Source organism: Bacillus cereus group sp. Bce041 (genome assembly GCF_052646455.1).
The window spans coordinates 87,839-114,079 of record NZ_JBQXON010000010.1 but is presented as its reverse complement, the minus strand read 5'-3'; the positions used below and the strand labels follow the sequence as shown (position 1 = coordinate 114,079).

Sequence of the window (26,241 nt, the reverse complement as noted above, 5' to 3'; positions counted from 1 at the left end):
CCATTTATATGTGTAAAAATTTCTCTACTTTTTCGTCTGGTAAAATGTTTCCAACGAAGAATGTTCCAAATTCACCATAACGAGCGCTTACTTCATCGAAGCGCATTTCGTATATAAGTTTCTTAAATTGAAGAACATCGTCAGCGAATAATGTTACGCCCCATTCGAAATCATCGAATCCAACAGATCCTGAAATCACTTGGCGTACTTTACCTGTGTATTGACGACCAATTTTACTATGGCTGTACATCATTTTTTTACGTTCTTCCATAGGAAGCATGTACCAGTTGTCATCACCTTGGCGACGCTTATCCATTGGATAGAAGCAAATATGATTTGCTTTCGGTAATTCAGGATATAAACGAGCTAAAATTTGCGGGTTTTGGTATGGATCCTCATCAGCTGGAAGGTAGTTGCTTAATTCAACAACAGATACGTAAGAATATGCAGGAACCATATATTCAGCTAAAGTTGTTTTATTCAATTCTGTCTCAATTTCATTTAACTCTTCCATTGTTGGACGTAAAATCATAAGCATAATATCAGCTTTTTGGCCAACAACTGTATACATTGCGTGACTACCTTTTTTCGCAGTAGCTACTTCGTTCCATTTTTCAACGACATTTAAAAATTCAGACACTGCTTGTCCGCGTTCGTCGCTAGATAATGTTTTCCATGCAGCCCAATCAATAGAACGTAAATCATGTAAACAATACCAGCCATCTAACGTTGTTGTTGCTTCACTCATTCTATTCACCTCAGTTAATGATAGTTTTACACGTTAACTATAGCATATATAGTTTTAAAATCATCTATATAAAACCTTGGCGCATAAAATTGTCACATTTAAGTGTTTAAGCAAGGTGAATTCAATGGCTGAATTTTATGAAAATATAATCATTTTTATTTTATCTATTTTTTGGGAGCTATAAGTTTAAAATATAGAAGAAAAGCAGTATTCTTAAAGATAGAGTTTTTTTAACATATGTAGGAGGGTTTATTCGTGAGCAACTTATTTACAACAGTAAAAGAAAAAGTTCAAGGAAAAGGCATTTCTATCGTACTTCCTGAAGGAACTGATGAAAGAATTTTAGGCGCTGCAGAGCGTTTAGCAAAAGAAGAGTTAGTAAAACCAATCTTAGTTGGTAATAAGGAAGAAATTAGCGCAAAAGCTGCTAGCATGAATTTAACATTAGCAGGCGTTGATATTTACGACCCAGCTACATACGAAGAAATGGATGCAATGGTAGCATCTTTCGTTGAACGCCGTAAAGGTAAAGCAACTGAAGAAGACGCTCGAAAAATCCTTAAAGACGAAAACTACTTCGGTACAATGCTTGTATACATGGGCAAAGCACACGGTTTAGTAAGTGGTGCAGCTCACTCTACAGCTGATACAGTTCGTCCAGCACTTCAAATTATTAAAACAAAACCAGGCGTTACAAAAACTTCTGGCGTATTCATCATGGTACGTGAAGAAGAGAAATATGTATTCGCTGATTGCGCAATTAACATTGCACCAAACAGCCAAGATTTAGCTGAAATCGGTATCGAAAGTGCGAAAACTGCTGAGTTATTCGGCATTGATCCACGTGTTGCTATGTTAAGCTTCTCTACAAAAGGTTCTGCGAAATCTCCAGAAACAGAAAAAGTTGTAGAAGCAACTCGCATTGCAAAAGAAATGGCTCCTGAGTTAACTTTAGATGGAGAATTCCAATTCGATGCTGCATTCGTACCATCTGTAGCTGAGAAAAAAGCTCCAGGTTCTACAATTAAAGGTGATGCTAACGTATTCGTATTCCCAAGCTTAGAAGCTGGTAATATCGGCTACAAAATCGCTCAACGTTTAGGTAACTTCGAAGCAGTAGGACCAATCTTACAAGGCTTAAACATGCCTGTAAATGATCTGTCTCGTGGATGTAACGAAGAAGAAGTGTACAAGTTAGCTTTAATTACAGCAGCTCAAGCACTTTAATTCTATAATGAATTGAAATAAAGACCGTCGCTATTATAGCGACGGTCTTTATTTTTCTAAGCCAAGTGCTTTATTATTACGATCAATAATACGTTGTAAATTCGTCTCATATAAAGGAATCTCGTCTATTGTTAATTGAGATGTTGTTAACTTTGGAGCGAATTGCTGCAATGTTTTTAAAAGACGCATCATTAAATCTTGTACTGTAATGGTTTCGCCAAGTAATTCTGAGAGTGAGGCCATCGTACTTGGTACAATTTCAGGGTACGTAAAGCGTGTTTCTTCCCCCTGAATTGCTAGGTTGTAGAAATCACGAACGAGTGCGGCACGCTCAGAGCCACTTCCGGTAGCACAGAGGTAAATTTGGACAGCGACACCCCCGCGAATACGACGTTGTGAAATACCAGCGAATTTTTGATCGCGAATACTTAAGTCATAACTACCAGGACAGTAAGAGCCAACAATTTCTTTTGCCTCGATAGTAACGTCGTAATCCTTTAACATCTCCTTAATCAAATGCCACATTGTATCGTACCCAAGATCGATATCGATACCTTTTTCTGTTTCTTGAAATAAAAGTGATACATTTAAAACACCTTCATCAAGCACGACCGCAAGCCCGCCAGAATTACGAACAATGACATTGAAGTTGTTTTGTTTTAAAAAAGAAATACCTTCTTCTAAATGCGGAAGGCGTGAATCTTGAATGCCAAGGACAATTGTATTGTGATGAACCCAAGAACGCATTGTTGCGGCTGACTTGCCATTTCCAATGCTTGTGCATAATGTGTCATCCATTGCGAATGACTGAAGTGCATGGAATGTTGGTCCTAAACTAGATTGATCTACAATGCGCCACTCTGGCTGAGGTAAAATGGAACGGGAATTGCTCATATAATTAACCCCTTATCTTTAAAATGACAATCTCTATTATAGCAAAAAATGAAGAATGGAGTTTTCTCACATATAAAGGGGGAGCTTAGAGGTGAAATAATAAAAAGGATGCATTACATGCATCCTTCTTATTCTGCAATTTTTTCTAAATTACCGTTTCGGTCCATTCGGAAAGATGTTTGAGAACGTTCTTCGTCATCCATGACTGCCAATTTACGAGCACGGTTCATAATGTTCATAAGTGTTTCGTAATCTTCTTGTACAGTATGAGATTGCTTTTCTAATTTTTCTAGTTTCTTTTCTAGTTCCTCATTCCGAAGGATTTGTGCTTTAATTTCTTGTTTCAATCTCGTATTCTCGTTTTCAAGAGCTGTCACTTTTATATTTGAAGATCCGACTGTTTGTAAAAAATAAATAACATCTTGCATTGTCATAGAGCTTCTTGCAGCAGGAGCAGTAGATTCTTGATATGGAATAGCTTCTTTATATTGTACGATTGATTCTTCTTGTACTAATTCTTCATAATCAGTTATCGAATCTGAAGCTGGTGGTGTATAAAGTAAACGTTTTTTCGCTTGTTCACCGCTTGCAGCACGCATTTTATCTTTACGATGTTTTTTTGCTAGTTGAAGAGCTTGTTCATAGCTATAGCGAACAACAGCATTCCAGCGGAAACCACAAGCAGCAGATGTACGATTTAACTGATCCCCTACTTCCTCAAATGCATTTAATTGCGTACTTCCTTCTCTAACATGACGAAGTACCGTTTCAGCAAGTAATAAATCATCCTCATCTGTCCAAGCATCTTGTCTTACTTTCATAGATTCAACTCCCTTTCTTTTTATGAACTTCCTATTTTTATAATGGGCAAAAAAATAAACTTTTATACAAAGCTTTTAAAAATATGGTAGATTTCGATGAAAGGTAAAAATTTTCCCATGAATGGTGAGCGCTTCTGTAGGAGAGCATATAAATATGTAGCAATATGTAGAGAATAGGCTTTGTAGGGAAACTTGCAACGAGCTTCAAAGAGCGGTAAAATACCATTTAGTGTTTATTTTTAAATGTACTTGAGAAAAGTTTAAAATAGAGGAAGTGTTATATAATGGGAAACGAGTTTCGCGTGTGCGATGACTGTCAGGCAACGAACGTTAAAACGTTAGTTCCGAAGCTAAAAAAAGTAGATTCATGTGCAACGATTGAAGTTGGATGTCAGTCTTACTGTGGTCCTGGTCGTAAAAAATCATTCGCATTTGTAAATAACCGTCCAGTTGCGGCTCCAACAGAAGATGAGTTAATCGTGAAAATTGAAGCAAAGTTAAATAAGTAAGAAAAAGAAGAGTGAAAAGATTCCTCTTCTTTTTTTATGCCCATAAGAGGAATGGTTTATTCTGCGAAAGGAATCTTGTGTGGATGAACGTTTTCTAAAGGATGGACATAACTTTTGTATTAAAATTCCAATTTATATAAATTTATATTTCAAAATAATGGTTGACAGTCTTTTAAAGCGATAGGTAGAATAGAAGTGTCTGATTCTGAGAATCATTATCAGGGAAATAACAATTCACCTAATTTTTTTATTACTATTTGAGAATAAATTTCATTTCAATAAATATATGTTGTTGGTTAGGATGGTTGAGGGATGGAAGCGAGCGCAAGCAGTATAGAACAGCAAGAAGAGAATGTTAAAGAGATTAAGAGCAGACCGCTCATCGCTTCTATTATTTTAGTAGCGGGTACAATTTTGTTAGCTTTAAGCATGGCAGTTTCTATTTCTTTTGGGGCTGCAGATATTAGTTTAAAGACTGTATGGCAAGCTGTATTTCAGTTTGATGGATCTATTACACATCATAACGTAATTCAAGAGCTTCGCATGCCTAGAGCAATAGGGGGCGTAGTTGCAGGTGCCTTTTTAGCGGTATCAGGAGCAATTATGCAAGGTATGACGCGAAATCCACTTGCTTCACCATCGTTAATGGGGATTACAGATGGAGCTGTATTTGGAATCGCAATTATGTATGCATTTTTCCCTAATTCACCTTATTTAATGTTTGTTATCGCATCTTTTATTGGAGCTGCGTTTGGTGCAAGCATTGTATATGGAATTGGATCTTCTTCACCAGGTGGATTAACACCTGTGAAATTAGCTTTAGCAGGTGCAGCTATTAGTGCTTTATTAGGGGCAATTTCATCTGGAATCGCATTGTATTTCAATCTTGCCCAAGAGGTGAGTATGTGGAATGCAGGCGGAGTCGCTGGAGTGAAATGGCAAAGTATTAATATGTTAGTGCCAATTGGCCTTGTTTGTCTTTTTATCGCAATTATGATGTCGAGATATATTACAATTTTGAGCTTCGGTGAAGAAATTGCAATTGGACTTGGTCAAAATACGACATTGATTAAATTTATCGGAACAGTACTTGTTCTTGTTTTAACGGGTTCCGCAGTTTCCATGGCAGGATCAGTTGGATTTGTTGGTCTTGTAATTCCGCATATGACTCGTTTCCTCGTAGGCTCGGACTATAGATGGGTCATTCCATGTTCTGCGGTCTTAGGTGGGCTGTTAATTGAATGTGCAGATATGTTATCTCGCGTTATTAACCCGCCATTTGAAACGCCAATTGGAGCAATTACAGCGCTAATTGGGGTTCCATTCTTCCTCTACTTAGCACGTAATGAAGGGAGAGGAAAGATGTGAGGACGAGTGTCTTAACAAAAAAGAACATTTCTATATTAACGATTTTAGTAGGACTAATCGTTTCTATATTTCTTATTAGTTTAAATACAGGAACTTTTAAAATCCCGCTAATGGACGTATTAAAGTCATTGGTTGGACTAGGGGCTGAAGATCAGTCTGTTATTTTATTTGAATTCCGTATGCCGCGTATGGTAATTGCTATACTAGTCGGATCTGCTTTAGCTATGTCAGGCGCGATTTTGCAAGGTTTATCACGAAATCCGCTTGCTGATCCAGGTATTATAGGTATTAATGCTGGAGCGGGATTAACAGTTGTTATATTCGTCTACTTCTTCTTCGGAAAAGTAGGGACTGGTACATTTTTATCTGTATTCATTCTTCCATTCTTCGCACTAGTTGGAGCGATATTAGCAGCGGTAATTATTTATTTACTAGCATGGAAAGACGGCGTTTCATCGACTCGATTAATACTAGTCGGTATTGCCGTTGCAGCTGGATTTGGAGCTGTTAGTTTAATTTTCTCTATGAAGATGACATCTAACGATTTTCGTTTTGCTACGATTTGGCTGGCGGGAAGTCTATGGGGGACAGATTGGAAATTCGTATTAAGTGTACTTCCATGGATGGTTATTTTCTTACCGCTTGCTATAAGTAAAGCACACATATTAAATGTAATGAACCTAGGCGATTCTACAGCAGTTGGCCTTGGTGTAAACGTAGAAAAAGAAAGACGTAAATTATTATTTATTGCAGTTTGTTTAGCAGGTGCATCTGTTGCTGTTGCCGGCGGAATTGGCTTTATCGGTTTAATGGCCCCGCATTTAGCAAGACGCCTTGTTGGTGGTAAACATCAAATTATGTTGCCCACAGCTGCGCTAATAGGAACGTTTTTACTTTTATTCGCAGACGTAATTTCAAGAAGTGTACTAACAACTTCAGAAATACCAGTCGGTCTTGTTATTTCTGTAATTGGTGCGCCGTATTTCATTTATTTACTTATGAGGACAAAATAAAGGGAGGCTTTTCGTATGGCAACTTTAGCGGTGGATGCGGTATCGGTTGGCTATAATGAAGGTTTAATTATTGATGGATTAACAGTTGAAATTCCGGAAGGGAAAATTACAACAATTATTGGACCAAATGGTTGTGGGAAGTCCACATTATTAAAAACGGCGTCTCGTATTTTGAAGGCAAAGCAAGGTACTGTTTATCTTGACGGAAAAGCAATTGAGAAACAGCCAACGAAAGAAATTGCAAAGAAAATGGCGATTTTACCACAAACTGCAGAAGTACCAACGGGTCTTACTGTATTTGAGCTTGTGTCATATGGAAGATTCCCTCATCAAAAAGGGTTTGGCACGTTGAAAGAAGAGGATTATCGCTACATTAACTGGGCACTTGAAGTGACAGGAATGAAAGAATTTGCGAATCGTCCAGCAGAAGCGCTATCAGGCGGTCAACGTCAACGTGTTTGGATTGCAATGGCTCTTGCACAAGGAACAGAATTACTTGTATTGGATGAACCAACGACGTACTTAGATATGGCTCATCAATTAGAAGTATTAAACTTATTGAAAAAGTTAAATGAAGAAGAAGGTAGAACGATTGTTATGGTTATCCATGACTTAAATCACGCTTCTCGTTTCTCAGATCATATGATTGCATTAAAAGCAGGTAAGTTAATGAAACAAGGAACGCCAGATGAAGTTATGACAAGTGAAACACTTCGTAACGTATTTGAGATTGAAGCTCAAATCGTTCCATGTCCAGTAAACTGTAAGCCAATTTGTTTAACATATGATTTAGCGATGATTAGTAATCAATTGCGTAAAAAAGCATAAGTAGAACCCCCTCGTGAAGAGGGGGACTTCTAATGGACGTTGAGCTTCTTATATAAGAATGGGAAGTTGAACGCCCGTTAGAATGGGTTATTAACAACAATTAATAAATATATATTGATTAATTGTTGTCTTTGTTTCTTATAGTTCGTTGTAACTTATAAGATAAATACAGCTAGAAGGAGTGGGAACATGAAGAATTTTAAAATGGCACTATTAGCAATGGTACTAGTTGTGACTTCTGTACTATTTGCAGCTTGTTCTAACAAAGAAGAAGAAAAGAAAGCAGATGCAAAGACTGAAGAGCGCACTGTAAAACATGCAAAAGGGGAAATTAAAATTCCTGCAAACCCAAAGAAAATTGCTGACCTTAGTGGTTCAACAGAAGAATTATTAATTTTCGGTATGAAACCGGTTATTACTGCTAATACATCTCAAGAAAAAATTGATGCACATATTGAAAAGAAACTAAAAGACGTTAAACCAGTTGGTTCTGCTTGGGGCGATAAAATTAACATCGAAGCAGTAGCTGCTGCAAAACCAGATTTAATTCTTGTAAATAATCGTCAAGAAAAGATTTATGATCAATTATCTAAAATTGCACCAACAGTTATGTTAAACACTCCATTAGATCAATGGCGTCCAAAATTTGAAGAAGTAGGTCAAATCTTCGGTAAAGAAAAAGAAACAAAAGAATGGTTCAAAAAGTATGATGAAAAAGCAAGCAAATTACATGACAAAATCGTCGCTAAAACTGGTGAAGCAACATTTATGAAAATGGCTGCATATCCAAATGCTTTCCGCGTATACGGTGACTACGGTTACGGTAGCGTAATCTTTAATGACTTAAAACTACCAGCAGTTAAAGGTACACCAACTGATAAACCGTTAGTACAAGTACAAAAAGAAGCTTTAATTGATTACAACCCAGATTACTTATTCGTGTTTACAACTGGTGACGGTTCTCAGCGCTTGAAAGAATTCCAAGAAGAATCAATTTGGAAAAACATGAACGCTGTTAAAAACAACCACGTATTTACAATTAAAAATGAAGACTTAAACAAAGGTTACTTCCCACTTGGGAAAGATATGATCTTAGACGAAGTTGCTGAATTCGTTTTAGGTAAATAATGTATAAAGGAGATCACTTTTACTTCGGTAAAGGTGATTTTTTCTTTTTATAAAGGGAATTAATACAGTCTTTCATTTCTTTCTGTTTCTCATTTCGTTTATAATATAAAGTAAGAATGTAGTAAAGAAAGGGGGATGTCGGAAAGTGGTATATTTAAACGACAAACTCAGCGAAACAAAAGTGTTTAAAGACCCAGTACATAAATATGTGCACGTGCGTGATCGTGTTATTTGGGATTTAATCGGAACGAAAGAATTTCAACGCTTGCGCCGTATTAAGCAGCTTGGAACGACATTTTTTACATTTCACGGTGCAGAGCATAGTCGCTTTACTCATTCGTTAGGTGTATACGAAATTATTCGTCGTATGATTGATGATGTATTTGATGGCAGACCAAATTGGAATGCTGAGGATAGATTGTTATGTTTATGTGCGGCATTACTTCATGATGTCGGCCACGGCCCATTTTCTCACTCGTTTGAAAAAGTATTTTCATTAGATCATGAGAAATTTACGCAAAAGATTATCGTTGGCAATACGGAGATTAATGATGTATTAAGTCGTGTTGATAAGGAGTTTCCACAAAAGGTAGCAGATGTAATTGCAAAAACGTCTACTAATAAATTAGCGATTAGTATGATTTCGAGCCAAATTGATGCGGATCGTATGGATTATTTATTAAGAGATGCTTATTTCACAGGCGTAAAGTACGGAAACTTCGATATGGAACGTATACTGCGTGTAATGCGTCCGTATGGGAATCAAGTAGTCATTAAAAATAGTGGTATGCATGCTGTTGAGCATTACATTATGAGTCGTTATCAAATGTATTGGCAAGTATATTTCCACCCGGTAACGCGAAGTGCAGAAGTTATTTTAACGAAGATTTTACACCGTGCTAAATCACTGCACGAGAAGTATTATACATTCAAAAATCATCCTGTTCATTTCTATTCTTTATTTGAAGAAGAAGTAACAGTAGAGGATTATTTAAAGTTAGACGAGAACGTTATGTATTACTACTTCCAAGTATGGCAGGAAGAAGAAGATCCAATTTTAAGCGATTTATGCCGTCGTTTTATGAATCGAAATCTATTTAAATATGTAGAATTTACAGATAAACACGGTTTAGATAATTGGATGGAATTAAGTAGTTTATTTAAAAAGATTGGACTTGATCCGGAGTATTATTTAGTAGTTGATTCAACATCAGACTTACCGTATGACTTTTATCGTGCAGGAGAAGAAGAAGAGCGTTTGCCAATCCTACTTCTTATGCCAAACGGAGAGCTTAGAGAGCTTTCACGTGAATCGGATATTGTTGAGGCGATTACAGGTAAGAAAAGAACGGACCAAAAGCTATTCTATCCACATGATTTAATCTATGAAGATGGAAGAAAAGGAAAATATAAAGAGAGAATTATTGAGTTGTTAGAAGGAAAGAAATAAGAAGCAGCTAGTGGCTGCTTCTTATGAAAAACTTGAAATTATTTGTCGCTTAAGCGTTTTCCGCCAACTGCATAATGATTCTTAGACATTTCTTCGATGAAAACAACGATGTTTTCTTCAGGAGCACCAGTTGTTTCGCTTACTGCTGCTGTTACTTTCTCAGCAAGAGCTTTCTTTTGTTCTTCTGTGCGTCCTTCTAGCATTTTCACTGTTACGTATGGCATGTACAATCGCTCCTTTTATGTAAGTTACACTCTTATTATAGCGGATTATGGGGAAGAACAATCGAAAAAACAAATAATTTCTTTTTTGACATATGGAAGAGGAGATGAAGTATGGATCAGTTATTTAGATATCCATTGCACGAAATTCCGTTAGTAGCAATGGCAATTATTATTGCACTATCCGTTCATGAATTTGCACATGCATATGTTGCATATAAATTTGGGGACGATACAGCAAAGAGACAAGGGCGTTTAACGTTATCACCGATGGCCCATTTAGACCCTATCGGTTTGATTGCAGTATTAATTCTTGGATTCGGTTGGGCAAGACCGGTTCCTGTTAACCCATATAACTTTAAAAGACCGCGTCTTGCAGGTATATTAGTTTCAATTGCAGGGCCGATTAGTAACTTAATTTTAAGTGCAATTGGTTTAATTATTTGGTATAGCTTATTAAAATTTGGTGTATTATACTCAATTCCATCTGCAGTAGCAGATACGTTAGCTCAATTTTTCCAGATTTTTATTATGCTGAATATCGTTTTACTTGTATTTAACTTATTACCGATCCCGCCACTTGATGGGTATCGCGTAGTGGAAGATTTAGCACCAGCAAATATTCGCGCAAAAATGACACAGTATGAAAAATACGGGGCAATTGCGTTATTAATTCTCGTTATTACACCGCTTAGTAATTACACAATTCAACCTATTTTCCAGGTAGTTATTCCGCATGTATTTGTATTTTTAGACAGCATCATTGCGCCTATTTTTGGCCTTTTATAATTTTTAAGTGAGGAGGATTTTACATATGACAGAGAAAAAGAAAAAAATCGGTTTTAATATCGTGAAAAATGATTCAACAGATGGACATGGTGGATTTGGTGTTGGAGCATTAAGCTTAGAAAACATTTCACCTGTATTTGTTGATGTACTAGAGAAGACTGCATTCGTTGATATCGGTGCGATGCATGCGCGTAGTACAGTAGAAAAAGGTATTAAGTTTTTAACAAATAAAGATGAAGTTCCAAATGGAAAACCATTTTGGCTTGTTTGGGTAACAATTGAAAGAACTGCGACAGGTGCGTATTACGCAGGTGTAACAGCTTGTGAAATGACAGTTGACCGTGAGATTCGCCGCGGATATAAATCACTTCCAGAACACGTAAATAAAATGGATAAATCATTGAAGCGTCACATTATGGTTGACCATATGGATGAATCATCTAAAAAGGTACTTGGTACGTTCTTGAAAGAACATAATGAAGCGATTTGGAACGAATCTAGTGAAGAATTGCGCCGTGCATTATTAAGTGAATAAAAAATAGCTGACGGATGCCCGTCAGCTATTTTTTTTACCAAGGAAGATATTTTTTCCACCAACTTGTTTTTTTCTTTTCTTCAGCCGTTTTTTCAAATTCTTCTTTATCATCGACGTGATCCATACAATATTCAGTCGGTTCGGTACCTTTAGCGAAATACATTTTCACAGAAATAGGACAATTTTTTGTAGCAATTTTACCGTTCTCTGGATTGATATTAACCGCTACGACGTCACTTGGTTGTTTAAATTCTTTTTTAGGCTGTCCATCTAAGCCCTTCTCCATCGTATCAGTCCATATTTTCTTCGCATACCCCTGTTCTGCTACGTTTGAAATAGATTTAGGTTGATCATATCCGACCCATACACCTGTTACGATTTGCGGAGTAAATCCGATCATCCAACTATCCGTTTCAGTAGAACCAGATTTGCCGGCATATGTTCTTGATAATTTTGATAACATCGATTGGCCAGTTACAGCAGCATAACTGCTTAGTTTCTTATTAAACATACCAGTCATCATTTCTTCCATTACAAACGCTTTGCTCTTGTCGAGAACTTGTTTACTCTCTAAATGAGCATCGTATAATATATTTCCTTCATGATCCATAATGCGGCGAATGAAAGTAGGTTTTACTTCTTTTCCACCGTTTGCGAACATGCTATAAGCGTTAACCATTTCAATTGGTTTTACTGGTGATGTACCGAGAGCTAGAGAAGGCACATCTTTTAATGCACTTTTAATTCCAAATTGTTTCGCTGTTTTTGCTAGCGTGTCATCTCCTAAAAACAAATTCGTTTTCACAGCATAAATGTTATCAGAGACTGCGAGAGCTTGTGCCATCGTTACGAAATCATCTGCATAATAATCTTTATAGTTCTTCGGTTTATACTTTGAAACGCCGTCACCTAAGGTGAATACAGTATATTCGCTTTTTAAGCGCGTAGCAGGCGTGAATCCTCGTTCTAATGCCGCATAATATAGAAATGGCTTAAATGTAGAACCAGGCTGACGAACGGCTTGTGTAGCCCTGTTAAATTGACTCATATTATAATCAGTTCCACCAACAAGAGCAGCCACTTCACCTGTCGTTGGATTCATAGAGACGAGAGCAGTTTGTATGTTTGTTGTGTCAGGTATATGATCTTTTACAGCTTGTTCTGCTACAGCTTGTAGTTTAGGGTCTAGCGTTGTATAAATTCGTAAGCCACCTCGTTGTAAAGCTTGTTCGTCTAATCCAACATCACGAAGAAGCGAAGCTTGTACAGCATCTTGGAAATATGGTGCGACCTCTGCTACTTTTTTCGTATCTAATGAGGCAAAAGTTAGTGTCTCTTTCTTCGCTAAGGCTGCTTGTTGCTTCGTAATATATCCTTGCTTCACCATTTCATCTAATATGAGAGCTTGTCGTCCTTTAGCGCGATCCTCTTTCAAAAAGGGAGAATAGACACTTGGCCCTTTCGGGATACCTGCCAGCATACTAGCTTCTGCTAATGTTAACTCTTTTGCCGTTTTATCGAAATATAGACGGGACGCAGCTTCGATGCCATAAGCGCCATGTCCGTAATAAATTGTATTTAAATATCCTTCTAAAATATGATTTTTATTATAGTTTACTTCAAGGCGGATAGTGTACATTGCCTCTAATAATTTTCGTTTCCACGTTTTATCATGATCTAAATACAGATTACGCGCGTATTGTTGTGTAATTGTACTAGCTCCTTGTACCTTTGCCATCGCTTTTAAATCAGCAACAATTGCACCTGCAATCCGTTTCACATCGAAGCCGTGATGTTTATAAAATCTTTGATCTTCAATAGAAAGGGTCGCTTCTTTTACATAAGGTGAAATTTCATTAAGAGAGACATTGTAACGTTTTTGAATTTCGTTACTTTGTCCAATAACAGTATCATCGTTTGCGTAAAAGACGCTTGTTTGCGGGACCGCAACAGGAGGAGGTCCCATAATTTTTGCAACTATAATAATAACAAAAAAAGAAAAAACGAAGAAAAGGACGCACGAAAACATTGCGGTGAAGAAAAGACGTTTATATTTTTTAAGTTTTGGATTCATAGTTTGATCCATCTTTTTTCAGCCCCTCATTAATACAAGCGTTATTGTATTAGTATTGAGGGTTTTCGTTTATTTTAAACAATGAAATTTCGAAAATAAAAAAGCCCTTTCCATTAAGAAAGGAGCTCAAAGGCACGTGCTGGCCAATCGGTAATGATGACATCTACACCATAATCAATCATAGTTTGTAAATCTTTGTATTCATTAATTGTATATGGACGGAAAACATATCCTTGCTCTTGTGCTAACTGCACAAATTCTTTCGTTAATAACTGGAAGTTTGGATGTAATCCACTTGCTTCTCTATGCTTTGCTTCGGCAATTGGATCAGCAAGTGGTGTATCATATAAAATTGCTCTTGGGATTTCAGGAGCAATTTCTGCTAATAATGAAACAGAGTCATGGTTAAATGATGAAAATACAATTTGATTAGAAAGATGATATTCACGCACAAGTGCAACAGCTTTTTCCTCAATATTTGGGTAATGAATCACATCTGTCTTTAATTCAATATTTAGTTGTAAGTTCGTTGTGGAAAGCCAAATGAAAACCTCACGCAACGTTGGGATTTTTGCTTCATGGAAAGAAGGGTCTTTATAGCTACCAGCGTCCAATAATTGTAGTTCCTCTACCGTTTTTTCAGAAACAGGTCCAACGCCATTTGTTGTACGATCGACGGTTTCATCGTGAATTACGACAAGTTCACCATCTTTTGATAAGTGGACATCGAGTTCAATTCCGTGAGCACCAATGCGTTCTGCTTCTTGGAAGGCAATCATCGTATTTTCGGGATGTGTTCCTTTTACTCCGCGGTGAGCGAAAATAAGTGGTTTACTCATGTGAAATTCTCCTTATTATCTCTTTTCTTTTATTATGAAACTGCTTTAGGGAAAATACAATTGAATATGACAAACATTTACAAAAGTCTAACAGTTGCAGAAAAGTTAACGTTAACGTAAAATGTAATAATCAAGTGAAGGGAGGAATAAACATGTATAAAATTGATGAAGTAACAAAGCAAGTCGGTTTAACAAAACGTACACTTCGTTATTATGAGGAAATTGGTTTAATTCATCCCCCAGAACGTAGTGAGGGAAATATCCGTCTGTATACGGATGAGGATATTGCCAGAATTAAAAGAATTGTAGAAGCGAAAGAAGTGCTAGGAATCACACTTCAAGAAATGCAGCATTTCTTATCACTAAAAGAAAGAATGGAGCAAAGAAGAAATAGCGAAAACCCTCGTGATCGTGAAGTGATTCAAGAAATTAAAGATATGCTTGAAAAACAAGTGCAAACGTTAGACGAAAAAATGGAGCAAATGCAACGTGTAAAGGCAGAACTAGAAGATAGTTTACATCGTGCAGTAACATTTTTAGAGAGCACAAAAGGAGAGTAATCAAAATGGAGAGCAAACAAAAACTAGGGAGATTGATTACAGTGGTGGCTACCTTCCTTGCCTTTTCGGGTATAGGAGTAGTCGACCCAATTTTGCCGATTATTGCAGAGAAAATTGGTGCATCGCATTGGCAAGTTGAAATGTTATTTACCGCTTATATTTTAACGATGGCAATTATGATGTTACCATCTGGTATATTTGCATCGAGATTTGGTGATAAACGGATGATGACAATCGGTCTTGCGATTGTGACTGTATTTGCGTTTATATGTGGTATGTCACAAACGATTGCTCAATTATCTCTTTTCCGCGCTGGATGGGGATTAGGGAATGCGATGTTCTTCGCGACGGCGATGACTTTATTGATTGCATTAAGTAAAGAAGTTCATGAAGCAGTAGGATTATACGAAGCAGCTATCGGCTTAGGTATGGCTGGCGGACCGTTATTAGGCGGGATATTAGGTGGTCATTCTTGGCGTTATCCGTTTTTCGCGACGAGTATTTTAATTTTCTTAGCATTTATTTTAGTATTCTTTTTTGTAAAAGAACCAGAACGAAAAGTGAAGCGTAAGGCTGCTGGCGTAGGGGAATTACTTAACCTGGTGAAGTATAAACCATTTATGCAAGGTGCCATTTCAGGGATGCTATACTACTACGGATTTTTTGTCGTGTTAGCATATTCACCACTTATTATGCATTTATCAGCTATTCAATTAGGCTTTGTATTTTGCGGATGGGGACTCGCGTTAGCTTACGGTTCTGCAATTTTAGCACATAAGCTAGAAGGGAAATATGAACCAAAAACATTATTGAAGGGTAGTTTACTCGTATTTGCGATTTTCTTAATTGCATTATTCTTTGTGAAAATTATGTGGTTACAAATTACTCTTATCGTTTTATCAGGATTGGCGTCTGGCTTAAACAATGCATTATACACAAGTTATGTAATGGATATTTCACCTTATGAAAGATCTGTTACGTCAGGTGTTTATAACTTCGTTCGTTGGTTAGGGGGCGCAATTGCTCCGATTTTATCAGGAATTATCGGTCATACTGTTTCACCACAAAGTCCGTTTTTAGTAGGTGGAATTGTGGTGTTAGTTGGTTGTATTATGATCCTAATTCCGATTCGTAAACCAGCAGAAATAGAGACAAAAGCCCTTTCTTAAGAAAGGGTTTTCTTTCCTTTTACGGTGCAAACCCTTTCCGCACATATGTTAGAACCCTCTGACTAAAATATATTTTCGGTATTTTTGTACTTTTAACTATACATTTTGGATGTTTTGTTTTATTTTTGTTAGGGGACATTAATGATGTCCCTATTATAAATTTGCATTGAAAGGCGTGATTGTACGATGGAACTATGGTTCACTGAAAAACAAACAAAACATTTTGGGATTACGGCGCGTATTAACCGCACATTACATACGGAGCAAACAGAATTCCAAAAACTTGATATGGTTGAAACGGAAGAGTTCGGAAACATGCTTATTTTAGATGGCATGGTTATGACAACAGAAAAGGACGAGTTCGTTTATCACGAAATGGTAGCGCACGTACCTTTATTTACACATCCAAACCCTGAAAACGTATTAGTTGTTGGTGGCGGTGATGGTGGTGTTATTCGTGAAGTGTTAAAACACCCAAGTGTAAAGAAAGCAACTCTTGTTGAAATCGATGGAAAAGTAATTGAGTACTCTAAACAATACTTACCATCAATTGCAGGCGCATTAGATAATGAGCGTGTAGAAGTAAAAGTAGGAGACGGTTTCCTACATATCGCAGAAAGCGAAAATGAATACGATGTAATTATGGTAGATTCTACTGAGCCAGTAGGACCAGCAGTAAACCTATTTACAAAAGGCTTCTACGCTGGAATTTCAAAAGCGTTAAAAGAAGATGGTATTTTCGTTGCACAAACGGACAACCCTTGGTTCACACCAGAGTTAATTACAACTGTGTTTAAAGACGTAAAAGAGATCTTCCCAATCACTCGTTTATACACAGCAAACATTCCAACTTACCCAAGTGGTCTTTGGACGTTCACAATTGGATCTAAAAAACATGATCCATTAGAAGTAAGTGAAGAGCGTTTCCACGAAATCGAAACGAAATACTACACAAAAGAATTACACAATGCAGCATTCGCATTACCGAAATTTGTTGGCGATTTAATTAAGTAAGAGAATTGTATCAAACAAATAAAGTGTAAGTAGCTCATTTAAGGTGTTTGTCCAGAAGACTTGAACATGCTAGCTACTTACACTTCTGTAGAGAAAATCGTCTTCTTGTTGTTAAAAAGAAGACCCGGTAAATCGAGAAAGAGGAGCAATTCGCTCCAAATTTGAGAAATAGTGAAAGGTTGGGATACCTTAAGTTCCACATAAGGAGGAAAAGAATATGCGTTTTGATGAAGCTTATTCAGGTAAAGTATTTATTAAAAGTCATCCAAGTTTTGAAGAGTCAAAGGTAGTTATTTATGGGATGCCTATGGATTGGACAGTAAGTTACCGTCCGGGATCTCGTTTTGGCCCTGCACGTATTCGTGAAGTATCAATCGGTCTTGAAGAATATAGCCCGTATTTAGATCGTGAACTAGAAGAGGTAAAATATTTTGATGCGGGTGATATCCCATTACCATTCGGAAACGCACAACGCAGCTTAGACATGATTGAAGAGTATGTATCAAAACTTTTAGATGCCGATAAGTTTCCACTAGGTCTCGGCGGTGAGCACCTAGTGTCTTGGCCAATTTTTAAGGCAATGGCAAAAAAATATCCGGATTTAGCAATCATCCACATGGATGCTCATACTGATTTACGTGAATCGTATGAAGGGGAGCCTTTATCCCACTCTACACCAATTCGTAAAGTGTGTGATTTAATTGGTCCGGAAAACGTATATTCTTTCGGAATTCGTTCTGGAATGAAGGAAGAATTTGAATGGGCGAAAGAAGTAGGTATGAACTTATACAAATTTGACGTATTAGAACCGTTAAAAGAAGTATTACCGAAACTTGCTGGCCGCCCAGTCTATGTCACAATCGACATTGATGTATTAGACCCAGCTCACGCTCCAGGAACAGGAACGTTAGAAGCTGGCGGTATCACATCTAAAGAATTATTAGATTCCATCGTAGCAATTGCAAATTCAAATATAAATGTAGTTGGAGCAGACTTGGTAGAAGTAGCTCCAGTCTACGACCATAGTGATCAAACACCAGTCGCAGCAAGCAAATTCGTGCGGGAAATGCTGCTCGGTTGGGTGAAATAAAAGTGAAGCCGACTGTTTAGGCCCGGTGGCTAAGGTTCTTTCCTGCAAAAGGCGCTTTTTGCCTCCAAGGAAGAAGCGAAGCCACCGATCATTCTAGCCGCTGCAGCTAGATAAAATAAGAGCCCTCTATATGATTAGAGGGCTCTTATTTTTTCGTTATGTGTCGGTAAGTCGATATATTAAAAAAATCGCCGATATAATTCGAGTTGCGCTGATATATTAAAAAACCGCCGATATAATTTCATTTACTGTTACGCGACACAAAAAAGAGCTATTCCTAAACGATGGGAATAGCTCTTTTTCTTATGCAACCTTCTCTTCCGAAGTAACTCCGCGAATTTCATCAGCAGAGCGGATTGGATATTTACGGAACACAATAGATCCGATGTATCCGACAATAGTGGTAACGATTCCACATAATATAGCAGCAATTGTTACTTTTACAACGTCATTAAATCCGAATAAGACAAGAAGTCCTGGGATTGGTGATGCTGTTCCTGGTGCATTATTAACGAGCTGGAACAGAGAGGTAATAATACCAGCAAGTGCACCGCCAACGAAGTTTGTCGCATAAATTGGAATCGGATTTGCTGAAACAACATCGGCTTGTGTTAAAGGCTCGATTGCTACAGCAATTGTATCTTTCTTTGAACAAATTTTTAAGCGTTTAAAGAAAATAAAGTTCATTGGGGCTGAAGCTGCTACAGCCAGACTACCAATTGCCATTGGTAAACCTGTTAATCCAAGCATTGCAGTTAGTGCCATAGAACTCAGTGGAGAGGTAGAAATAACTGTTATTAATCCACCAAGCATAATACCCATAATGATAGGACTTTCTGTAGTTGCAACTGAAATCATAGAACCGATTTTACCAAGTGTGGCGTTAACGAGCGGATCCATAAGCATTGCCATTCCGCGTGAGATTGGTGCAGCGATAAATAGGATTGCTAAAAATTCCACACCAGCTGGTAATTTCTTTTCGAGAAATTTCACGACGAAGGCACAAACGTATCCAGCGAAAAATCCTGGTAAAATACCAAATCCACTAGTAGCGATACCAATTAAAACAGCATATACGGGGGAAACACCGATTGCTAATGCGACTAAAATCGCTGCTGCGACACCGCTCATACTACCGGAAGCTTCTCCTACTGATTGTAAAAAGTCATTATGAAACATTTCTCCACCTATATAACGGTGAAATGCTTCAATAAGAAAACTTGCAATTGCTGCATTAGCTAAAGCGCCCATCGCCTTCATTCCGTAAGGCGCACGGTAACTGAAAAGTGTAAATAGACAAAGTACAACAAGTAATAGTGCTAAACCTTGCAAGATAGCCATTTGAAAACTGTCTCCTTTGATTTTTGTAATAAAAATTCGTATCATTCAATAATAATATAAAAGTGTATGAAACGGAAAAATTTTTTCTTGGGAACTGGTTGTAAGAAAAAATCCCTTACAATAATGTAAGGAAAGTGTAAGACTTTTAGATAGAGTATAGTATGCTCTTTTCCGTATAATACAAGTATAGATATAATACTAGCGAGAAAGAAGTGCAAACAGGAGGTTCATGTATGAAATTGGTAATTAAAGTTTTAGCTGTATTCGCCATTATTCTAGGTGGAACAGCGTATTATTTGAACACAAAAACAGAAGGTGTACATGCTTTTGTAGACAACTTCTTTTCAAATAAAGAAATACAAGATTATTATGCGGTTATAGATAAAGGTGAGAAAAAAGACGGAGAATACTTGTATACTTTTAAAGGATATACAGAAGATGGAAAGTTACAGGTTATTAAAAGAATGATGAACCGTGAATTGCATACGGGGGCGTTTATAAAAATTTATGCAAAAGGTATGCAAGGAAAAGGATGGGCTGAAATCCCGAAAGAATCCATTCCGCAAAAAGCGTTGGAAAAAATAGAAAAACCATAAAAGGAGCGACTCATTCGCTCCTTTTTTAGTACGTTAAAATAGTGATAGATGTCTTCTCTTTGTGAGAAATAATTTTTGCACGTCCACCAATTGGAAAAGTGAAAATCGGGGTTGTATGCCCGAAACTTGCGTTTGCAATGATAGGGATATGTGCAAGTTCAGGTTTTGAAGCAATCATTTCTTGAATGTCTTCTATCGTACATTCTGCACCTTTTTGCATCTTTCCTATAACGATTCCCTTTATGTATTCAAAACCTTGCTGCTGCATAAGGGAATGTAAATAACGATCAAAAGTTTTAAGAGTAGATGTTCCAGTTAAACTATCTTCTTCAATAAATAAAATTTTCTCCTTTAAATTTGGCATATATGGTGTACCTTGCAGTAAGTTAAATGTGCTCATATTGCCACCGATAATATCTCCCGTAGCTTCTCCTTCTTGAATTGAAACATATCCTTCATTTTTAATAAATTCTCGATTTTCCTGATCTATATACCAAGAATCATCGCTCCATGTTTCAGATGGAAGGACTTCAATAGGCTCATTAGAAGTTAAGCACTTTAAAAAGTAATCGGTTGTATACCCGAGCCCTTTCTCCATTCCAAACGAAGAGAAATGGGGTCCTGAGTATGTAACAAGCCCTGTTTTTGCGTAAATTGCATTATTTAAGGCAGTAATATCAGAATAACCACAGAAAAATTTCGGGTTTTCACGAATTAAATCATAATCGAGATGTTTCAATAAACCATTTGAGTTGTATCCGCCAAGTGTAGTCAAAATAGCTTTTACATTAGGGTCTCGAAATGCTTCATGGAGGTCTTGAATGCGGGAAGAAATAGAGGAGGAAGCAAATCGATCTATCTCATCAGCATATTTTGAGAATGTAACTTGAAAGCCCATGTCAGTTAATCTTTTTATAGCAAGTTTTCTATTTTCATTTGAAACAATACTTAAACTACACGATGGTGAAATCACTCGTATTTCAGCACCCTTTTTTAACTTTGTTGGTATCACTACATTCACCCCTTTAATTGAAAGAATATTTAGATTTAAAAAATATTTTATCATATGAAATAAAGTAGAAGTGAATTATTTTTTGAAATGGAGTTTTCCTGATTTTTCAGCAGACAGACAGAGTCTTTTTTTGATATGATAGGAAAAGTGATTTATTATAAGTAGTATTTAATATCTATAACATTTGAAAGGTGTGCAAGACGTGGAGAAACAACTTGCAGGCTTGCCGGTACACGTTCATTTCGTAACAGAAATCCGTGAAGGGGCGAGGAAGGAAACCGTTGCTTTTGAAGCAAATGGTCAATACTATGTAAAAGGTCAAGGTACATATGTAACATTCCAGGAGCCGAACGAACAAGGCGAAGTGAAAACAATTATTAAAATTCAAGATGAACAAGTTCTCATTATGCGTTCAGGTGCTGTTTCTATGCGTCAGACGCATGCGAAAGGTGAATGGACAACTGGTACGTATACGAGTGAACTTGGTACGTTTGCATTGCAAACAAAGACTGATAACGTTCTTTTTAAATGGTCGGATGAAAAGAAAAAAGGACAACTCTTCTTAACGTACGCATTGCTTCTAAGTGAACAAGAAGCTGGCAGATATACTATTACAATTAATTTGAAGGAGGCAAAATAATGAATTCCTTAGAACAGGTAAAAGGATTGATTAAAGAAGAAATTCAGGCTGCTGTATTAAAGGCAGAATTAGCGACAGAAGAACAAATTCCAAACGTTGTATTAGAATCTCCAAAAGATAAAACAAATGGTGACTTCTCTACAAATATGGCAATGCAACTTGCACGCGTTGCGAAAAAAGCACCTCGTATGATTGCAGAAGAACTAGTTGCAAACTTCGATAAAGCAAAAGCTTCTATTGAAAAAATCGAAATCGCTGGTCCTGGTTTTATTAACTTCTATATGGATAATAGCTACTTAACAGATTTAATTCCAACAATCGTAAACGCTGGTGAAGCTTACGGTGAAACGAATACTGGTAAAGGTGAAAAAGTACAAGTTGAGTTCGTATCTGCGAATCCAACAGGTGACCTTCACTTAGGACATGCACGCGGTGCGGCAGTAGGTGACACTTTATGTAACCTATTAGCAAAAGCAGGATACGATGTATCTCGTGAGTACTACATTAATGACGCTGGTAACCAAATTCATAACTTAGCTCTTTCTGTTGAAGCTCGTTACATGCAAGCTTTAGGCTTAGAAAAAGAAATGCCAGAAGACGGATACCATGGTGCGGATATCATTGGAATTGGTAAACGTTTAGCAGAAGAATTCGGTGATCGTTATGCGAAAGCTGATGAAAAAGAAAGCTATGAATTCTACCGTGAGTACGGTTTAAAATATGAATTAGCAAAACTTCAAAAAGACTTAGAAAGCTTCCGCGTTAAATTTGATGTATGGTTCTCAGAAACATCATTATACAAAAACGGGAAAATTGATCAAGCACTTGCTGTATTAAAAGAGCGCGATGAGATCTTTGAAGAAGACGGTGCAACTTGGTTCCGTTCAATGACTTACGGTGACGATAAAAACCGTGTATTAATTAAAAATGATGGTTCTTACACATACTTAACGCCAGATATCGCGTATCATCGTGATAAATTAGAGCGTGGTTTCGATAAGTTAATTAACATTTGGGGTGCTGACCATCACGGTTATATTCCACGTATGAAAGCTGCTATTCAAGCACTTGGTTACGATAAAGACACGCTTGAAGTAGAAATCATCCAAATGGTACAACTATACCAAAATGGTGAAAAAATGAAGATGAGTAAGCGTACGGGTAAAGCAGTTACACTTCGTGAGCTTATGGAAGAAGTAGGCGTGGACGCAATGCGTTACTTCTTCGCAATGCGTAGCGGTGACTCTCATTTAGACTTCGATATGGACTTAGCTGTATCAAAATCTAATGAAAACCCAGTATACTATGCACAATACGCTCACGCTCGCGTATGCAGCATCCTTCGCCAAGGTGAAGAATTAGGATTAGCTACAGGCGGAGATGTGAACTACAAACTTGTTACTTCTGAAAAAGAAGTAGAGTTACTGAAAAAACTTGGTGAATTCCCAGCGGTAGTTGCGGATGCAGCACAAAAACGTCTACCACACCGTATTACAAACTATGCATTTGAATTAGCAGCAACATTACACAGCTTCTACAATGCAGAAAAAGTATTAAACCAAGATAATTTAGAATTAAGTAAAGCTCGTTACGAGTTAATGAAAGCAGTACGCACTACACTTCAAAATGCATTAGCAATCGTAGGAGTATCTGCACCAGAAAAAATGTAATTAAGAAAAGCGGAAGCGGACTTTCGTTTTTAAATAAAAGGCAATCACACGATGTTGTGATTGCCTTTTTATGTGGAGATAATAAAAAAATAAAATTTTATCAAACAAAAAGGGAATTTGCGTCGTCTTATATAAATGACAGGAGGCTTATGATGGAAGAAAAGGTAGAAGAATTAATTGATATATATAAGAAGCAAATATATTCCTTATGCTATAAGTTAGCGAAAACGAAAGAAGATGCGGAAGATATTTTTCAAGAGACGTGGATAAAGGTTTTTTCATCAAGGCACCAACTTTCTTATGTGGATAAAGGAGTTAAAGGAAATCTGTGAATCGAAAAAAGGTAGTTTTACAGTTACTTTAAAAGCAAATGAAGAGTATGTATTGAATATAAGCGGATTAAAAGTGAAAGATGGATTCGTAAAAGTGAATTGGCAAGAGAAATAAAAGGGGCCCTATAAAGGACCTCTTTTTTATTGAATAGTATAAGTAACAGAAAAACTAACAGGACTATAGTAAACGTAAGGTGCATGAAATTGAACATACATATTTCCATTTGTTTTTGCAGTGAAAATTCGGCCGTAACCATCAGAATAACGTCCAATTAGGTTATGATTTGAGTCATAAACACTGTAACTAGGAGTTTTGCTGTTAGGATGAATTGTTAGTTCTTGTCCTTTTTGAAGGAAAATAGGTTCTTGTTCAGAACTACCTCCAGTTTGCAAAGAATAAAATTTTGTAAAGCTTTGTTCTTGAGCGGCAGCAGCGACTTTTGTTTCAGGAATAAACGCAGTAGCTCCAGTAATTCCTGCTAAAGTTAATGCACCTGCTAAAATCATTTTTTTCATAATAGAAAAAGCCTCCTTATTAGTTGTAATCGGTGTTGTTACAGTTAATATTGTATACGATAATGGGTAGGATAAAATATGCTTTTATGCATATATATTTTTTCTCAATAAAAGACTACTGATAAAATCAGTGGTCTTTTAAATGATTAAGCAGCTTTCTGTTCAGTTTGAGGAACAGGTTTTTGAAGCGAGTTATAAACTCCTGTTCCGATAACGTCTAATGCCATTCTCATTCGTTCAGATGAAATGTTTTCTAATACGTTATCTTGAGGTGTATGGTATACCTTCTCAATATGATAGATTAATGGATTCCAACTATCCACACCCATCCAAATGAATAGAGCAGCAGGAATACCAGCTTCAGCAAATGGAACATGATCACTAGAACCGAATTTACCTTGTAGGACGAGGTCATTATTTAGTTGTTTACCTGCTTGCAAGGCAGCGTCTGTTACAAAGTTTGTAGAGCCATCAGGTGTCATAGCGTATAAATTCTTTGCTTTATCATAATTTGTTGCAACCATGTCGGCGTTAAAGACACCTAAAATACGGTCGCGTTCTTTTTGGGATAGACTATTCACGTAATAATCCGAACCAAGTAATCCAGTCTCTTCAGAACCAAAGGTAATAAAGCGAATTTCTTTATCAGTTTCTACATTTTGAAAAGCACGAGCTAGTTCTAATACTAATCCAGTTCCAGAAGCATTATCATTTGCGCCAGGTGCTCCGACAACACTATCATAGTGCGAGCTTACAACGACTGCTTTTTCATTACCTGTACTCTTTTTTGGTTTCTTTTTGGCGATAACATTTAGAGATGTTAATTTAGATTCATGTCTCGCTTTTAGGGAAAGAATTGTTGTCCCTTTTTTAGCGATTTCTTCTTTAAATGCATTTCCTTGCGCATAAGCAAGACCAAAGACAGGGATAGATTGCTTTTTCGTTAGGCGGGGATTGAAGGTTTGTCCATAATTTCCGCGTCCGCCAATTAAACTGTATAAAAGAACACCTTTTGCACCTTTGCTAACAGCATTTTCAACTTGTTTATTATAGTCTGTAACTGTCGTTCCTCTTTCAAATAAAACAATTTTACCGTTTACTTCATTTGGAATATCTTCTAATTTTGTCCCACCTTGAACAAAGATAAGGGGAGCTGTAACAGCTTCTGTAGAAATGAGTGCATTAGGAGCAGCACCAGCTTGCCAATTACGTTTTGTTGATAGTGGTGATTCAATGAATCCAACGTATTGATCGGGCACCTGAAATGGTTGATATTCTACGTCATAGCCCATTGATTTAAGCTGCATACCAATGTAACGAGAAGCCCATTCTTCGGATTTTGTTCCACCGGGGCGAGGACCAATTGTTTCAGATAAGAAACGAACATGTTCAATCGCGCGGTTTGGATCAATCTGTTTTGTAATAGATGGAGTTTGTGTAACCTCTGACGTGGAATCCGCTTTTGCTTGCTCAATTGGAGCTAAGCTAACAGCGAGTGATACAGCAAGCAAAGAGCTTACTATTTTTTGTTTCAATGATTTTCTCATTTTTTCCTCTCCTATTCTTCTATTCTCTCTGACTGACAAAAGAAGACGGATAATGACTTTATTTTACCTTTGCACCTTTTATTTTTCAATATTCCGACATTGAGAAATAAAAACGATATATGCATATTTGCATATTTTTGAGGGAGATATGTATGCTATCATTTTAAACGAAGGTTCGCTTTCTACTCTGAAAGCTCCTACATTGCATGAATCTAGTGTACCCAAACTTTAGATTATGTAGAGGAATGGAATCACTGTAGGGTTTCATTTCTCATGTTTGAATCAGTTGATGGTAATTATGTTTCCGCAT

General features: G+C 37.0%; 26 protein-coding genes and 2 pseudogenes. 18 read left to right on the top strand and 10 right to left on the bottom strand.

All coding sequences use genetic code 11. The annotated features are described in order from the left end of the window. Positions 1-4: 4 nt before the first annotated feature. Complete coding sequence (hemQ, locus tag ACUN13_RS24335; protein WP_445423999.1) at positions 5-748, bottom strand: hydrogen peroxide-dependent heme synthase; 744 nt, start codon at positions 746-748, stop codon at positions 5-7. A gap of 255 nt (positions 749-1,003) precedes the next feature. On the opposite strand from hemQ, the gene pta reads away from it, so the two are divergent. After that, positions 1,004-1,975 carry a phosphate acetyltransferase gene (pta, locus tag ACUN13_RS24330; RefSeq protein ID WP_000067215.1) on the top strand — a complete coding sequence of 324 codons (972 nt, stop codon included), beginning with the start codon at positions 1,004-1,006 and terminating at the stop codon, positions 1,973-1,975. A 48-nt stretch (positions 1,976-2,023) separates the two neighbouring features. Here the strand turns inward: pta and ACUN13_RS24325 are convergent, their stop codons facing one another. After that, positions 2,024-2,869, bottom strand: coding sequence for a lipoate--protein ligase family protein (locus ACUN13_RS24325; RefSeq protein ID WP_089607768.1), 846 nt, complete (start codon positions 2,867-2,869; stop codon positions 2,024-2,026). A 128-nt stretch (positions 2,870-2,997) separates the two neighbouring features. Then, a complete protein-coding gene (locus ACUN13_RS24320; protein ID WP_000868358.1) occupies positions 2,998-3,690 on the bottom strand; it encodes an RsfA family transcriptional regulator in 693 nt (230 codons plus the stop codon). Between the two features lie 284 nt (positions 3,691-3,974). Here ACUN13_RS24320 and ACUN13_RS24315 point away from each other — a divergent pair, with 284 nt between their 5' ends. From ACUN13_RS24315 to ACUN13_RS24290, 6 genes are all read left to right on the top strand, one after another. Further along, positions 3,975-4,199 (top strand): DUF1450 domain-containing protein, encoded by a 225-nt coding sequence (locus tag ACUN13_RS24315; RefSeq protein WP_000526079.1) that lies wholly within the window; start codon positions 3,975-3,977, stop codon positions 4,197-4,199. Positions 4,200-4,511: 312 nt separating this feature from the next. Next, the gene (locus ACUN13_RS24310) at positions 4,512-5,567 is read left to right on the top strand and encodes a FecCD family ABC transporter permease (RefSeq protein ID WP_000388294.1); all 1,056 of its coding nucleotides are present in this window, start codon (positions 4,512-4,514) and stop codon (positions 5,565-5,567) included. Next, positions 5,564-6,580 carry a FecCD family ABC transporter permease gene (locus ACUN13_RS24305; RefSeq protein ID WP_089607767.1) on the top strand — a complete coding sequence of 339 codons (1,017 nt, stop codon included), beginning with the start codon at positions 5,564-5,566 and terminating at the stop codon, positions 6,578-6,580. Before ACUN13_RS24310 ends, ACUN13_RS24305 begins: the two co-directional genes overlap by 4 nt. A gap of 15 nt (positions 6,581-6,595) precedes the next feature. Next, positions 6,596-7,408: an ABC transporter ATP-binding protein gene (locus tag ACUN13_RS24300; protein WP_000212068.1), complete on the top strand. Its 813-nt coding sequence runs from the start codon at positions 6,596-6,598 to the stop codon at positions 7,406-7,408. Between the two features lie 189 nt (positions 7,409-7,597). After that, positions 7,598-8,536, top strand: coding sequence for an ABC transporter substrate-binding protein (locus tag ACUN13_RS24295; RefSeq protein ID WP_000787724.1), 939 nt, complete (start codon positions 7,598-7,600; stop codon positions 8,534-8,536). 145 nt (positions 8,537-8,681) lie between these two features. After that, on the top strand, positions 8,682-9,986 hold the full coding sequence (locus tag ACUN13_RS24290) for an HD domain-containing protein (protein ID WP_000262742.1): 1,305 nt from the start codon (positions 8,682-8,684) through the stop codon (positions 9,984-9,986). 38 nt (positions 9,987-10,024) lie between these two features. Here the strand turns inward: ACUN13_RS24290 and ACUN13_RS24285 are convergent, their stop codons facing one another. Beyond that, a complete protein-coding gene (locus tag ACUN13_RS24285; protein ID WP_001147171.1) occupies positions 10,025-10,210 on the bottom strand; it encodes a 2-hydroxymuconate tautomerase in 186 nt (61 codons plus the stop codon). A gap of 111 nt (positions 10,211-10,321) precedes the next feature. Between ACUN13_RS24285 and ACUN13_RS24280 the strand changes: the two genes are divergently transcribed. Together ACUN13_RS24280 and ACUN13_RS24275 are read left to right on the top strand one after the other, a co-directional pair. Then, positions 10,322-10,996, top strand: a complete 675-nt coding sequence (locus ACUN13_RS24280) for a site-2 protease family protein (protein ID WP_000372445.1) — start codon at positions 10,322-10,324, stop codon at positions 10,994-10,996. Positions 10,997-11,021: 25 nt separating this feature from the next. After that, on the top strand, positions 11,022-11,531 hold the full coding sequence (locus ACUN13_RS24275; protein ID WP_000136678.1) for a YwhD family protein: 510 nt from the start codon (positions 11,022-11,024) through the stop codon (positions 11,529-11,531). A gap of 34 nt (positions 11,532-11,565) precedes the next feature. Here ACUN13_RS24275 and ACUN13_RS24270 read toward each other — a convergent pair whose 3' ends face one another. Next, positions 11,566-13,617 (bottom strand): transglycosylase domain-containing protein, encoded by a 2,052-nt coding sequence (locus ACUN13_RS24270; protein WP_089607766.1) that lies wholly within the window; start codon positions 13,615-13,617, stop codon positions 11,566-11,568. Positions 13,618-13,718: 101 nt separating this feature from the next. Further along, the gene (locus ACUN13_RS24265) at positions 13,719-14,444 is read right to left on the bottom strand and encodes a glycerophosphodiester phosphodiesterase (RefSeq protein WP_089607765.1); all 726 of its coding nucleotides are present in this window, start codon (positions 14,442-14,444) and stop codon (positions 13,719-13,721) included. A 152-nt stretch (positions 14,445-14,596) separates the two neighbouring features. Between ACUN13_RS24265 and ACUN13_RS24260 the strand changes: the two genes are divergently transcribed. From ACUN13_RS24260 to speB, 4 genes are all read left to right on the top strand, one after another. Continuing rightward, on the top strand, positions 14,597-15,004 hold the full coding sequence (locus ACUN13_RS24260; protein ID WP_000276560.1) for a MerR family transcriptional regulator: 408 nt from the start codon (positions 14,597-14,599) through the stop codon (positions 15,002-15,004). 5 nt (positions 15,005-15,009) lie between these two features. After that, positions 15,010-16,173 (top strand): MFS transporter, encoded by a 1,164-nt coding sequence (locus ACUN13_RS24255; protein WP_089607764.1) that lies wholly within the window; start codon positions 15,010-15,012, stop codon positions 16,171-16,173. Positions 16,174-16,359: 186 nt separating this feature from the next. Further along, entirely contained in the window at positions 16,360-17,187 is an 828-nt protein-coding gene (gene speE / locus ACUN13_RS24250; protein WP_000424696.1) for a polyamine aminopropyltransferase, read from the top strand. Between the two features lie 217 nt (positions 17,188-17,404). After that, positions 17,405-18,277, top strand: a complete 873-nt coding sequence (gene speB / locus ACUN13_RS24245; protein ID WP_001209831.1) for an agmatinase — start codon at positions 17,405-17,407, stop codon at positions 18,275-18,277. Positions 18,278-18,580: 303 nt separating this feature from the next. On the opposite strand, the gene ACUN13_RS24240 is transcribed toward speB, so the two are convergent. Next, positions 18,581-19,618 carry a PTS sugar transporter subunit IIC gene (locus tag ACUN13_RS24240; protein ID WP_000996319.1) on the bottom strand — a complete coding sequence of 346 codons (1,038 nt, stop codon included), beginning with the start codon at positions 19,616-19,618 and terminating at the stop codon, positions 18,581-18,583. A 233-nt stretch (positions 19,619-19,851) separates the two neighbouring features. Here ACUN13_RS24240 and ACUN13_RS24235 point away from each other — a divergent pair, with 233 nt between their 5' ends. Continuing rightward, positions 19,852-20,214, top strand: a complete 363-nt coding sequence (locus ACUN13_RS24235; RefSeq protein ID WP_000779921.1) for a YxeA family protein — start codon at positions 19,852-19,854, stop codon at positions 20,212-20,214. A gap of 25 nt (positions 20,215-20,239) precedes the next feature. Here ACUN13_RS24235 and ACUN13_RS24230 read toward each other — a convergent pair whose 3' ends face one another. Further along, a complete protein-coding gene (locus tag ACUN13_RS24230; protein ID WP_006922030.1) occupies positions 20,240-21,226 on the bottom strand; it encodes a S66 family peptidase in 987 nt (328 codons plus the stop codon). A 202-nt stretch (positions 21,227-21,428) separates the two neighbouring features. Between ACUN13_RS24230 and ACUN13_RS24225 the strand changes: the two genes are divergently transcribed. From ACUN13_RS24225 to ACUN13_RS24210, 4 genes and pseudogenes are all read left to right on the top strand, one after another. Further along, the gene (locus ACUN13_RS24225) at positions 21,429-21,866 is read left to right on the top strand and encodes a DUF1934 domain-containing protein (protein WP_000414865.1); all 438 of its coding nucleotides are present in this window, start codon (positions 21,429-21,431) and stop codon (positions 21,864-21,866) included. Continuing rightward, positions 21,866-23,536: an arginine--tRNA ligase gene (gene argS, locus ACUN13_RS24220; protein WP_001086454.1), complete on the top strand. Its 1,671-nt coding sequence runs from the start codon at positions 21,866-21,868 to the stop codon at positions 23,534-23,536. The genes ACUN13_RS24225 and argS overlap by 1 nt, the downstream gene beginning before the upstream one ends. An 89-nt stretch (positions 23,537-23,625) precedes the next feature. Next, positions 23,626-23,844 (top strand): annotated as a pseudogene (locus tag ACUN13_RS24215) (sigma factor); the annotation flags it as partial. Next, positions 23,843-23,983, top strand: a pseudogene (locus ACUN13_RS24210) (anti-sigma factor); the annotation flags it as partial. The pseudogenes ACUN13_RS24215 and ACUN13_RS24210, both read left to right, overlap by 2 nt. 26 nt (positions 23,984-24,009) lie before the next feature. On the opposite strand, the gene ACUN13_RS24205 reads toward ACUN13_RS24210, so the two are convergent. Together ACUN13_RS24205 and ACUN13_RS24200 are read right to left on the bottom strand one after the other, a co-directional pair. Beyond that, entirely contained in the window at positions 24,010-24,384 is a 375-nt protein-coding gene (locus ACUN13_RS24205) for a hypothetical protein (RefSeq protein WP_025687502.1), read from the bottom strand. A 146-nt stretch (positions 24,385-24,530) separates the two neighbouring features. Continuing rightward, positions 24,531-25,931 (bottom strand): M28 family metallopeptidase, encoded by a 1,401-nt coding sequence (locus tag ACUN13_RS24200; RefSeq protein WP_025687503.1) that lies wholly within the window; start codon positions 25,929-25,931, stop codon positions 24,531-24,533. Between the last annotated feature and the right edge of the window lie 310 nt (positions 25,932-26,241).